Genomic DNA, 12,828 nt, shown 5'->3' with positions numbered 1-12,828 from the left:
ATTTTTCGGTTGCCGGAAAGCCCCTGGTATCAAAGGGTTTCGGGCCGTTGGGCGGAATGGGCACTCTCCGGGGTCGGGAAGTACCGTTTCAACCCCGCTTCCTTTTCGGGGCCACTTTTGGACCTGCGTTTTCTCTGCCCCACCGAAAAATCTCTCGAACTCGTCTTGAACCGTTCTTGATGCTCAACCCGTTGAAAATTCGGTGTTTCGACGAGAGGCGGCTTTGGCGGAAGGTCGGAAACGCGGGAAATCCGCGTGAATAATTTTTGCGGTTTCGAGGTGAGTCCGATTTGCGTTAGCTCTCAGACCGGCAAAATCGGAGGGAACGCCGACCTACCGCAAAACAGTCTCAAAGCCCGCGCTCCTCGTAACGCCTTGATAATATGCGCCGAAGTCATCTCACACAACCATTTTCCGCCAACCAGACCAGAGAAACGATTTTCTACCCTGATTTCCCGGCACCGGACGAGGGTGACGGGTTTGCAGTAAAAACGGATACCTGGCGTCGAGCCGCAACAACTTCGAATCCGGTTTTCGGACGCCGGTTCGGTTCCCATAACCGAATCGAATTGACCTACCTGCCCGGCAGTTCCGTGCCGCGACTCATGATCTCGATATAGCCCGCATAGCTGAACAGGCGGTTGCGTTTCTGGGCGGTCAACTCCTTGACGATGCCGAGCTGTTCCAGGTGACCGAGCGCCTTGTTGACCGTGGCCGGGGTGATGCCGGTCTTTTCCACCAGCGAGCCCGAAGTGGCGATGGGATGCTCCATCAGCGCCCGGTGGACCTGCAGGGTGGATGCCGCCGCCCGTCCGAGCCCACTGATCTTGTCGCGGTCCTGGTTCGACAGGTCGAGAAGCTGCTGGGCCGTTTCCACCGCCTGGGTGGCGGTGACGATCACCGCCTCGGAGAAGAAGTCGAGCCAGGCTTCCCAGTCACCTGTCATACGCACGTTGTTGAGCAGCTCGTAGTAGTACTGGCGATGTGTTTTGAAATAGAGGCTGAGGTAGAGCATCGGCTCCCGCAGCACCTTCTGCTCGCACAAAAGCAGCGCAATCAGCAGACGACCGAGACGGCCGTTACCGTCCAGAAACGGGTGGATCGTCTCGAACTGCACATGGGCCAGGGCCGCCTTGAGCAACACCGGGGTTGGCTCCGGCTGGTCATGCAGGAAGAGTTCCAGCTTGCTCATGCACTTCAGTACCTCTTCGGCCGGTGGTGGAACAAAGGCTGCGTTGCCGGGCCGGGTGCCGCCGATCCAGTTCTGGCTGCGCCGGAACTCGCCCGGGGTCTGGTTGCTGCCACGGCCTTTGGTCAGCAGAACGCCGTGGATCTCGCGGAACAGCCGCAGCGACAGCGGCAGCCCTTCCCCCAGCAGGCGCAGACCATGGTCGAGGGCGGCGACATAATTGCTGACCTCCCGCACGTCATCCAGCGGCACACCCGGCTCCTGATCCAACTCGAACAGCAGCAGGTCGGACAGCGACGACTGCGTCCCCTCGATCATGGAGGAGAGCACCGCTTCCTTGCGAACATACATGTAGAGGAACAGCGAGGTATCCGGCAGCAGGGTCGAGACGCTGTCCAGCCGCCCGAGCGCCAGCAGCGCCTGGTCGAACTTGCTGCGCAGCTCCGGCGTCCAGTCGATGGGCGGACGCGGCGGCAGCGGCGCGGGCACGAAGGCCTGGGCCTTCTCACCCACCGTCGATATGGTCACGTATTTGCCTTGGAGTTCTCGTTTCATCCTGCCTGCCTCGAACCTAAAATAAGATTCGTCTTTATTTTATTTTAACCGAACATCCTAAAATAAAGGGCCGGTAAGGAAAAATCAAGCGGATTTCCTGAACGGCCACTTCGATTTCCTCAGACGAGCGTTCGACGTCGCAACGCATTTGCTAAAGGGCAATTTCGTTCCGTTCGGCATAGACGACAGCCTTGGCCTGGTCGCTGTGGCCATGCCGCTCAAGGAACGCATCAAAACGGCCCTGCATGGGGCGATAGTAATTCTCAAGCCAGCAATGCACTGGCAGTACAAAGTAGGTCTCGGGGCTGTAGCTATCCCTCTCGAAGAGCCAGATTTTCGCTGAAGCGATATCGATCTCCGGGTACTCCGTCTGCCAATGGGACTGGAGCTCCGCCGCTCGTGTGGAGCAAAGCCAGGTGATCTCGGAAAAGATGAGCTTTCCACGTTCTGGATCTTTCCATCCTTGCCGTGGATGTAGAACTCGGTGCCTTGATTCTGGCTGATCTTGCGCCCGGCATCGACGGCATCCTGCTTCTCGTTTGACGAGCGGAGGGTTATGCCCTCTGCCTTCTGACCGTCAAATTCAGCAATGCTGCAGGTTACATGCCGACCCAGCGCTTCATCTGCCGCGTCTTCTCCCACAGTCCCAGGTTGGACGCCCAGGCCCTCCATTTTTCGACCTCCAAAGACGTGTAGGCGTTGAAAGAATCCAGTTCGCGCGGCCATGCATCGGGAATGGCAAATCTTCGAGCGGTCTTCTGCGCCGGCTGTGTTCCCACCTCGCGGTCCACCTCTTCCCGTGCGGCTGTCACCATAAAATGGAGGCGGTTCATCATGTTGACCTCGCTTGCCCCTGCATCCATGTCCAGTGAAAGTAGGTTCAGATGAGGAAACATCTCCCTGAGTTTGTTTTCCATGCCCCGCCCGGTGATGTGGTTGGCAATGCAGCCGAAGGGCTGGAGACAGACGATGTTGTCGATTCCTTCATTGAGCATGGCGATCATTTCAGCCGTAAGAAGCCATCCTTCGCCAAACTGATTGGCCAAACTGACTACCTCGCCGGTTATCGCCGCCAGTTTTCTTAAGTCATGAGCCTTTCTGTAAAAACGAAATCCCTGCATAATCCGCTCGATTTGGCCGACATGGTAATTTGAGTATATCTCCAGCAGCCTGTACTTGATACGATCCGCCAAAGAACGTTTAAAAAAGGCCTTTTGGTCGTAGGTCTCATTGATAAAGCGCTGGGCGAAAAAATTCTGTATAGGAGGAAGAACCACTTCCACCCCCTGGCCGGACAGCCAGTCGATGATATTTCCGTTGGAGAAGAAGTTATATTTAACGAAGATTTCTCCAACGATCCCGACTCTTGGGACAGTCTTGTCGTTGATCTCAACCCGGTTGAAGTCCGCCACGGCCCTTTTCAGAAGATTGAGAAGATAATAATAATCTGCATTCTCGATACCTGTTTCCATTTCAAAGAGATATTTTTCATGCAGGTTCTTGGATGTCCCGGGCACCTTTTCCCTGACCATTGTTGATAAATACATCCTGGCCAGGGGATCGGCGAAAATAATTCCCAAGCCCATCCGTTTTATCAGCCCCATTTTATCTATTTTAAACCACGGTTGTGCATTGATTTCCTCATTGGATATAGCGATTATCGGAACCTCATCCAGGCCGGCGGCGGCCAGTGCTTTTTTGATAAGCGACACGTAAGAGGATGCCCGGCATTGACCGCCGGTTTGGGTCATGACGACAGCGGTTTTTTCAGGATCGTACCTGCCTGATTGAAATGCCTTGATAATGTCGCCGGCTACCAGGACAGAGGGGTAGCACATATCGTTGTTGATGGTTTTAAGTCCCCATTCAACCGACTCCCTGTCCTGGGGCGGAAGGACTTCAACCCGGTGACCGAAGGGCCTGAAAGCCGACGGGACCAGCGGTGAATAGAAGGGTGAAAAATAGGGGGCGATCAGGGTTCTCTTTCCGGACTTGCCCACAACCGCCCGGCCCGTTTGCATTGTGCCGCCCCCTACGGCTCTCGTTTTGCCGTTCTTTTCCTTCACCGCTTCCAGCATGGAGCGCAGTCTGATCCTGACGGCGCCCACGTTGACGATTTCATCCATTTTGATCAAGGTATGAATCTTCCCGCCATGGCGCAGAATTTCTTTGACCTCATCGGCCGAAATCGCATCCGGCCCACAGCCGAAAGAGGTCAACTGAACCATTTGGGCATTCGCCGTGTTTGTTACCCACCTTGCCGCTGCGTACAGCCTGTTGGCATAGCTCCACTGGGTCAGGACATTGACATCTTCCAGAGCGACGGTATCTGCATTCAGGGGAAGCGCGGTTTCACTGACGACGTCCACGCCGAGTTCCGTCAATACATCCGGAACACCGTGGTTGACAAGCGGGTCTGCATGGTAGGGTCGGCCGCAGAGGACAACGGTTGTCCGTCTCTCGGCCTCCGACCTGACCAGCAGCGTTTTCGCCATGGACCTGAGTTCCGTCTTGTAATTCGATTGCGCCTTGACGCCCTTTTCAACCCCTTCCGATATCGTGCGGTAATTGATTCCAAACCGCCTGAAGAACAGATAAAGCTGATCTTTCAGCAAACCGAAATCCTTAAAGCTGACAGATGGATTGTCCAGGGGGATTTTGAATTTTTTCTCTGGATTGACAGCACTCTTCAATAGATCGGGATATCCGGTAACCACCGGGCAATTATAACTGTTTAAGGCATCTGCGTATTCTTCTTCCTCATAGACGACGGTCGGATAGAACAGCCTGTCGATGTCTTTCCCGGCAAGATCGAAAATATGCCCATGGGCAAGTTTGGCGGGGAAACAGATGTTTTCCGACATGACAGTGGAAGACCCCTTTTCATATAATTGGAAATTGGACTCGGACGAGAGAACCACCCTGAAGCCGCATGTGGTCAAAAAGGCGCACCAAAAGGGAAAGTTTTCATACATGTTCAGGCAGCGGGGGATACCGTAGGTGAAAATCGGTTCGCCTTCGGGTTCCGTGTTTCGCTCAAACAGGAGCCTTATCTGATCATCAATCAGGTTCCTTCCTTTGCGTTGAGCATCCGGATTGTTGCTGAAGCGCCGCTCGCATCGGTTCCCTGTATAAAAATGGTTTCCGTTGCTGAAAGTCAGCTTCAAAACCCTGCACTGGTTTTCACATCCCCGGCAGCGGATTTCCTTTTTTGAAAAACCACTTCCCATCACCAATTTCTCAAAAACCAGGTCGTCGGTCTCCCGTCCCGGCCGATCCGGACCTTTCAGCGCTTCTTGCTGCGGAGCAACGGCCGCCACAACATGCGCACGATGATTGGCAAGGGCTGTCAGGGCCGCACCGTAGGCTCCCATCAGCTCGGAAATATCCGGTCTCATAACCTCCTTGTTCAGAAGCACCTCCAAGGCGCGTAATACGGCTGGATTTCGAAATGTTCCGCCCTGAACTACGATTTTGTCCCCCAGGACATCGACGTCCTTCAGCTTCAGCACTTTGTACAGAGCATTTTTGATAACCGAATACGCCAAACCTGCCGAAATGTCGCCGACCGTCGCCCCTTCCCGAAGGGCCTGCTTCACTTTGGAGTTCATGAAGATGGTGCAGCGGGTTCCCAGATCAAAAGGTGATTCGCTATCGCATGCAATCTCTGCGAATTCCTGGACACTATACCCCAGCGAACGGGCAAACGTCTCAATAAAGGAACCACATCCCGATGAGCAGGCCTCATTGATCTGAATTTCAGCCACGGCGTTGTCATGAATATAGATCGCCTTCATGTCCTGCCCGCCGATATCCAGAATAAAGGATACATCCGGCTCAAAGCGCCGCGCCGCCCGGTAATGCGCCATGGTCTCAACCAGGCCGTCGTCCAACCCGAAGGCGGTTCTTATGAGACTTTCACCATAGCCGGTGGCCGCCGTTCTGGTGATCCGCGGGGCAAAGCCGGCAGAAACAAACTTTTTTCTGAATTCAGCCAGTCCCTTTTTTACCGCCTGGATGGGATCGCCGTTGTTGGGGCCGTAATAGCTCAGAACCAGTTTGCCTTTCTCATCGACAAGGACGATCTTGGTGGTGGTTGACCCCGAATCCACACCTAAAAAAAGATCTTTTCCTTTTGCCTCAGGCAGGTCAATCCTGGGAACCAAATTTCGCTCATGCCTTTTTTGCCATATTTCAAATTCGTAATTGCTTGCAAACAGGGGGGGCAGCCTTTTGGTGCCGCTGTTGGTTGCACGGCTGACACCTCTCTCGGACATGGATAAAAAATTGCTGATCCGGCCCCGACATGGTTTGCCATTGCGCACCATGGCCGCTCCCATGGCGGGAAGCAGTTCCGGATGATCCGGAAGTACCAGGTCATCCGGATGCTCAATGCCGAGCAGATTTGCAAAGGCTTTCCGCAGGATTGGATAAAATGTCAGCGGCCCGCCTCCGATCAGTATTTTTCTTTCCATCTCCCGTCCACGGGACAAGGCGGTTATCACCTGAAGGGCGACCGAATGAAATATGGAAGCCGCCACATCTTCCCTGGATACATGGCGGCTCAGCAGGGCCTGGATGTCGGTTTTGGCGAAAACGCCGCACCGCGACGCAATCGGATAAATATTCGTGGCTTTTCCGGCCAGAACGTTCAGTTCCGCTACATCAACACCCAGGAGAACCGCCATTTGATCGATAAAAGCACCGGTCCCGCCGGCGCAACTTCCGTTCATCCGGATATCGGGGCGGCCACTGCCGTCAAAGAATATTATTTTGGAGTCTTCTCCGCCGATTTCGATAAATGTCCTGGCTTCGGGGAAAAACTTTTCGATGACGTGCGCGGAGGCCACCACTTCCTGCACGAACGGCAGGCCGAAGAATTCGGCCGCACCCATCCCCGCCGATCCGGTAACCGCCAAATCAAGCTCCACGTCGCCAAGTTTCTCAAGGGCGTCATTGAAAATACGCCGTGTTGTTTCCACTGTTTTGCCCTGATGACGACAGTAGCGGAAAAATACCATGCCACCCTCTTTATCCAGGATAACCGCCTTGGCTGTAGTTGAACCGATATCGATCCCGGCAAAATAGAGACTTTCTGCATGGTTCTTCATCTTTTTTCATCTCCCGGTTCCGGATGAACGCAACGGGAGGCCGCCTCTGTGGGTTTGTCTTGTTTCTTCATGCTCAGATAGTCCCTTGCAGAGCAAAAGGTATCCACCAGAGAAACCACCAGCGATTCCATATGGCGCGGCGGTATAACAGTAAGCGGCCACATGTGTTTTTTAATAATATCCGCTTCTTTTTCGGTAAGACCGGTGATGCTGCGGGCGTTCTCAAGAGCGATAGTATGGTGCCGGAAACCGTGCAGCCTGGGTCCGTCATGCAGCCAGTCATAGTAGAAAAGATCGTGCAGCAACGCACCCCGGATAATCGCCCGGGTGTCAAGGGAAAGTCTTTTTCCCCAGCGAAAGCTCAGGCAGGCCACCTCCTCCACATGATCCAATCGGGTTTTCCCCCTGTGATGGTTATACTGCGCCAGTTTTGCAACCTCCGGCAGATCGAGAAGCGGCCTTGCCGTGTTGACGAATTCCGCCTCCATCAGAGTTTTCTCTTCCGGCGTCAGGCGGAGGAAACGCCCGGCTGCAACCGCCAGGAAATCCATCGACATGATTGAGATCGTTGCTCCGGCCACTATCCACTTGAAGACCGGTGAAAGCAGGACGAGCATGCTTTGATAGGGGGGCAAAACGGCATATTCAAAAGCGAAGGCCAGCAGTATCCAGTACAGGGAGAATTTTAGACAGATGTGCCCCCTGTAATTAAATCTTTGGTCCGAATAGTCCCACAGACGGATCTGGAAAAAGTATTGAGCAACCAATCCGGAGCCGAATTCGAGTCCGGTTGTGATTATGAAATAAGCGAAGGCCTTGGTTCCCCAATTGGATTCCTGCAGCAATGAAACCGCTGCCATAAGCATCACTGCGCCGGCACCGTAAAGGATGAGATACGGCCCCTTCAGGAGGCCGGGATTGACGAACCGCTTGTCACGCACGGAACGATAGGAGACCTCCAGCATCCATCCAAGAATGGAAAAAAAGGAGAAAGAAAAGAAGAAGTTTACAACATCGGCCGTCATTTTGCTTTACCCCGGTGAACCAGCGAATACATTAGCGGCACCAGAATCAATGTCACAAGGCCGCTGACCGACAGTCCCCCAATGACCGTGATGCCCAGTGCATTCCATATTTCAGAGCCTTCCCCTCTGGAAAGGGCTAATGGGACCATGCCGAATATGGTGGTCAAACTCGTCATGAGCACCGGCCTCAGGCGTGTTTTTCCGCCCGTGACCACCGCTTCGTTTAGCGTCATCCCACCTGCTCTCAGTTGCTTGGTATAATCCACGAGCACAATGGCGTTCTTTACAACAATGCCCATGAGCATGATTACCCCGATGAAGCTCATCAGGTTGAGCGGAGTGGCCGTGGCAACGAAGGCCCATATCACTCCGGCGAAGGCGAAAGGAACCGAAAACATGATGATGAATGGATCAACGAAATCCTCGAACTCCCCTGCCATGACCATGTAGACAAGGACTATTCCCAGAATCAAAAGGAGGGTCAGGTCGCGGAACGCTTTTCGCTGTTCCTCCACCTCCCCGCCCCATTCGATGGAAACGCCGGGAGGCAGGTCAAGAGAGGCCATCTTTTCTCGAACATCCCGTACCACATCCCCCAGAACCCTGCCCTGGACGCCCGCCTGAACCTTTGTGACGCGGGTCCTGTTTTTCCGGTCGATCTCCACGGGCCCAAAGGTTTCCCGAACAGACGCGACGTTCCGGAGCTTAATGGTCTGACCGGTCAGGGTGGTGATGGGGGTTTCCCCGATTTCACGAATCGTTTCCCGCTGGTCTTTTTTCAGTCGCAACTCGATGTCGAAGTCGTCACCCGCCTCCCGGAACTTCGTATCATCGAATCCATAGTAGTTGGTCCTCAATGCGTCGGCGACAAGCGCCACATTCAATCCCAGGGATGCCGCCTTATCCCGGTCAAGACAAATCCGCACTTCCGGCCGTGGTCTCTTTCTGCTGACAGAGACATCCACTGCGCCGGGTGTGGTTTCCACGATGCGCTGGATCTTTGCGGCGGCTTTGTCGGTCGTCTCGATATCATGGCCCAGAATATCGATGCTGATAGGCCGGCCGCCTCCCAGGAACGCCTTTTGGATGACGCTTACGGCGCTGGCGGAAAAATTCTCAACGCCCGGCAGTTTTATGACCTGCTCACGAAGCTCCGAAGCGACCTCCTTGGCATGGCGACTCCGTTCTTTTTTATCAATGAGACGCCCTCCGATGCGACCGATGCCGGTTCCCTCTTCAAAACCGAGGGCTGTTAAAAATCCTTTCTTGGTCTGACCTGCCAGGGCATAGGAGGCTTCCATTTCCGGAATGGCGTTCACCGCGTTGAGCATTTCTTCCGTGGTTCCGGCCGTGACCTCCACTCGGGTGCCCTGCGCCATCTCCAGGACCACCTCCACTTCCCCCGAATCCACTTCGGGGAAAAATTCCGTACCGACCAAAGGAATCAGTGCCAGACTGCCGATAAATACAATAACTATAAGTGAAAGCAAAATGTTACGGTGCCTTAGTCCCCATCCCAGGACGTGAGAATAACCGGCTTCGATTCCATTCAGCAAACGCTCGCTCCATACAAATACCGGATTGAGCTTTCTTTGATCCCGTGAACGGAGCAAACGGGAAGCAGCCATGGGGGTCAACGTCAATGAAATGAAAAGCGAGGCCAGAATCGTAATCAAGATCATGAACGCCAACTGACCAAAGATGATGCCGGCGATCCCTTTCACTAAGAGAAGAGGGGCGAAGACAGCTACAATGGTCAATGTTGACGCGGCTACCGCCATACCCACTTCGGATGTTCCCTCCACGGCGGCCAACTGCGGAGGCTTGCCATCGTCCACATGCCGCACGATGTTTTCAAGTACGACGATGGCATCGTCCACCACCATTCCCACAGCAATGGCAAGACTCATCATGGAAATGACGTTGATGGTATAATCCATGACGAAGAGGCCGATAAAGGCGACGATAATCGAAAAAGGAATTGCCATTGAGACGACCAGGCTGGTGCGAAACCGCCGGAGAAACAGGAAACAGACGACAATGACCAAAAGGCCTCCGACGACGGCGGCTTCGGTCAAACTATTGATCATCGCATAAATGTGATCTGAGTTATCCAGAATCCCGTGGATTTCGATATCCGCCGGCACTTCGGTCTTCAGTGTCTTGAGGCGATCTTTTATGGCTTCGATCACGTTGACGGTGTTGGTCCCGGACTGCTTCTGAATAATCAAGGCAATCGCAGGAAGCTTGCCGGAACGCGCCCACTCCTGCGGCTCCTCAAAGGCATCGGTGACCGTGGCCACGTCTCTGAGCCGCACAAGCGCGTCGCCGTTGCTTCCGATCACCGTATTTGCGATTTCCGCTGCATCCCGATAGCGCCCCGCCACTCTGATCTGGAGTTCATTCCTCCCGATCTTGACGGTGCCCACCGGAAGGTTCAGGTTTTCAGCGGCGAGAACATTTCTGATCTGCTGGACGGAAATGTGATAAGCATCTATTGCTTCGCGGTCGAAATGCACATTGATCTGTCTTTCCTGACCGCCGATATAGACGACAGCGCCCACGCCGGGCACACGCTTCAACGGATCGGCGATCTGCTTGTCCACAATTCTGTAAAGATCGGGACTGCTTTCTTCCGCCGTCACCGTCATGATGAGCACCGGCACCATGGAACTGCTGAACTTGAAGATAAAGGGGTCTTCCGCTCCATCGGCAAGGTCCGGCTTGGCAAGATCGATCTTCTCCCGGATATCGTTGACCGCAACATCCAGGTCGGTGCCCCAGTTGAATATGCAATTGACGATGGCGATGTTGTCTTTGGACTTTGACTCCAGCCGGTCGAGATTCGGTGTGGTGGAAAGCTGGTCTTCCAGGTACTTGGTCACCTCCGACTCAACATCCGTGGCGGAAGCCCCCGGATAGGGTGTGATGACACTCACGGCCGGAGGTTCAATATCCGGCAACAAGTCGAGGTTGAGCCTGAAAAAAGCCACGCAACCCAGCAATGTAATGGCAGCGAAAACCATAACGGTCGTGACCGGCCTGCGGACGGATATCTCCGGTAATTTCATTTCTGTTCCCCTTGCTTGTCGTCACCGTCAGCTTCAAAAAAGTCGACTTCCGTCTTAAGGTCCCGAAGGCATTTGCTTTGCTCGTGCGAACATATCCTGGCCCAGGCAATAACGCTGATCCAACCTGCTGCGACAAGAGAAAGGATAGCGGCGGTTTTTCCAGGAAAATGGGTTGTGATGGCCCAGATTGCCAGTGCCCCAGATGTGATTCCAACAATCAGCCAGACGAATAGATGGCAAGTGCACGGATCACGATCAGGGACCGGAGGAGAGAACCAAATCCGTTCCCCGATCTCAGTCCGTTCGAATTCTGCGTCATCAAGGTTTGTTTCAATTATCCTGTTCTTGAACTTGACAACGACAATCTTCCTTTCGGGCCGTCCACTGAATGATTCCATTCTTTTTTTCTCGATCACTTCTCCTTTGACCCTCAGAGAACGCAGACGATCAACGAGGCGTTTTTCTTGTAACTGACAAATATTAATTCCCATCTTCCGTCCTCCCCGGTAAAAAACCTCCTGGCAAATCTCTTTTGGCGGCACACTTCCATCTTTCTTTGAGCTGCACCATGGCTTCTCGGTACCCCTCGGCAATGGCCTCCTCGGCCCGATGGAATTCGAGAAAACGAACATCCCCCAGCTTCGGCCGAATCAGCAGATCGGGCGGATCGGTTGCCAATCTTGTTGCGGTGATCTGCACTTCCATAATATTGATTGCAGTCGTCAACACATCAAAGATATTTGGCACGGGGTCCCTTTGCAGCCACTGGCGCACTTGCGATAACGCGGGCGAACCGAATTCGCTGAGCCTGTTGGTCAGATCCTGCGCGATTCTCCATTCTGCGGGCTGGGGCTGAACAACCATACCTGCCACCGATGAATCAACCGGAGCGATGCCGGCGGTACTCCTTTTGTCGATAATGTCATGGTTCAAATCAACAGCGATGACGTAATCCGCTCCCATTTTCCTGACAGCGCTCACCGGCACGGGGTTGACCAGCCCTCCATCCACCAGAAAGCCGCCGTTTTTCCTGACCGGCGTGAAAATGCCCGGAACCGAGATGCTCGCGCGGATTGCCTCTATGAGGTCCCCTTTGTTCAACACGACCTCACGACCCGTGGCCAGGTCGGTGGCAACCGCGCAATAGCGGAGAGGTAATTCTTCAATGTTCATTTCTCGAACATGAGAACGAAAGAAATCGCTGATCTTCTTTCCATCAATGAGTCCCGACCTCGGAAAAGTTACATCCAGGAAGGAAACAATCTGTTTCCAGTCGAGCTGACGGGCAAAATTTTCCAGCACATCCATTTTGCCAAGGGCACATGCGGCCCCTACCAACGAACCAATGCTGGTGCCGGCGACGTACCTGATTTCTATTCCTGCCTCAGCTAGTGCCTGCAATACACCGATATGAGACCATCCCCGTGCGGAGCCGCTACCCAGAGCCAGGCCGATATTTTTCGGAAAACCTGAGCTATCGTCCGACATGTTCACCGCCGTTCTTCTTGAAAAGTTGTCCCCCAGAGTTATCCGTCCCATTCTTGTTCAAAATATCTTGCACGCTTACCTCCATGCCTGACTGTAAACGTCCCGCTCCGCTGGTGACCACTTTGTCATTCTCAACCAAGCCGCCCATCACTTCGGCAAATTGGTCATCCATGGCCCTAATTTCGACCGTTCGCTTATGGGCCTTATTTCCTTCCACCACAAAAACGTAATAGGTGCCGCTGCCGGGGAGGCGTTGCAAGGTTTCACGGGGAACGGCAAGGGACCTTCTTTTCTCTGCCGAAAGCTTCACCCTGGCATACATTCCGTCCACCAACTTCCCGGACGGATTCGGCACCTCGATTCTCATGCGGAAAGTACGCGTCTTTCGG

The 12,828-nt window shown here is 53.9% G+C and carries 9 protein-coding genes; 1 reads left to right on the top strand and 8 read right to left on the bottom strand.

Features of this window, described 5'->3' with window-relative positions; all coding sequences use genetic code 11:
• Positions 1-180 (top strand): hypothetical protein (locus AB7S84_RS13345; RefSeq protein WP_428154985.1); only part of this gene is annotated, 180 nt, incomplete at its 5' end.
• 394 nt (positions 181-574) lie between these two features.
• Here the strand turns inward: AB7S84_RS13345 and AB7S84_RS13340 are convergent.
• From AB7S84_RS13340 to AB7S84_RS13305, 8 genes are all read right to left on the bottom strand, one after another.
• Positions 575-1,744 (bottom strand): Fic family protein, encoded by a 1,170-nt coding sequence (locus tag AB7S84_RS13340; RefSeq protein WP_428154982.1) that lies wholly within the window; start codon positions 1,742-1,744, stop codon positions 575-577.
• A gap of 84 nt (positions 1,745-1,828) precedes the next feature.
• Complete coding sequence (locus AB7S84_RS13335; protein WP_081428179.1) at positions 1,829-2,416, bottom strand: DUF2188 domain-containing protein; 588 nt, start codon at positions 2,414-2,416, stop codon at positions 1,829-1,831.
• Positions 2,344-6,855, bottom strand: a complete 4,512-nt coding sequence (locus AB7S84_RS13330) for an acyl-CoA dehydratase activase (protein WP_428154979.1) — start codon at positions 6,853-6,855, stop codon at positions 2,344-2,346. Before AB7S84_RS13330 ends, AB7S84_RS13335 begins: the two co-directional genes overlap by 73 nt.
• Positions 6,852-7,880 (bottom strand): putative ABC transporter permease, encoded by a 1,029-nt coding sequence (locus AB7S84_RS13325; RefSeq protein WP_011367012.1) that lies wholly within the window; start codon positions 7,878-7,880, stop codon positions 6,852-6,854. The genes AB7S84_RS13330 and AB7S84_RS13325 overlap by 4 nt, the downstream gene beginning before the upstream one ends.
• On the bottom strand, positions 7,877-10,951 hold the full coding sequence (locus AB7S84_RS13320; protein WP_011367011.1) for an efflux RND transporter permease subunit: 3,075 nt from the start codon (positions 10,949-10,951) through the stop codon (positions 7,877-7,879). The genes AB7S84_RS13325 and AB7S84_RS13320 overlap by 4 nt, the downstream gene beginning before the upstream one ends.
• Complete coding sequence (locus tag AB7S84_RS13315; protein WP_011367010.1) at positions 10,948-11,442, bottom strand: hypothetical protein; 495 nt, start codon at positions 11,440-11,442, stop codon at positions 10,948-10,950. Before AB7S84_RS13315 ends, AB7S84_RS13320 begins: the two co-directional genes overlap by 4 nt.
• Entirely contained in the window at positions 11,432-12,439 is a 1,008-nt protein-coding gene (locus tag AB7S84_RS13310) for a patatin-like phospholipase family protein (protein WP_011367009.1), read from the bottom strand. Before AB7S84_RS13310 ends, AB7S84_RS13315 begins: the two co-directional genes overlap by 11 nt.
• The coding region (locus AB7S84_RS13305; protein ID WP_428154975.1) for an efflux RND transporter periplasmic adaptor subunit at positions 12,426-12,828 on the bottom strand (403 nt) is incomplete at its 5' end. The genes AB7S84_RS13310 and AB7S84_RS13305, both read right to left, overlap by 14 nt.

Source organism: Desulfococcus sp., assembly GCF_050178255.1.
GTDB lineage: Bacteria > Desulfobacterota > Desulfobacteria > Desulfobacterales > Desulfococcaceae > Desulfococcus > Desulfococcus multivorans.
This window is presented reverse-complemented; position numbering and strand designations above follow the sequence as displayed.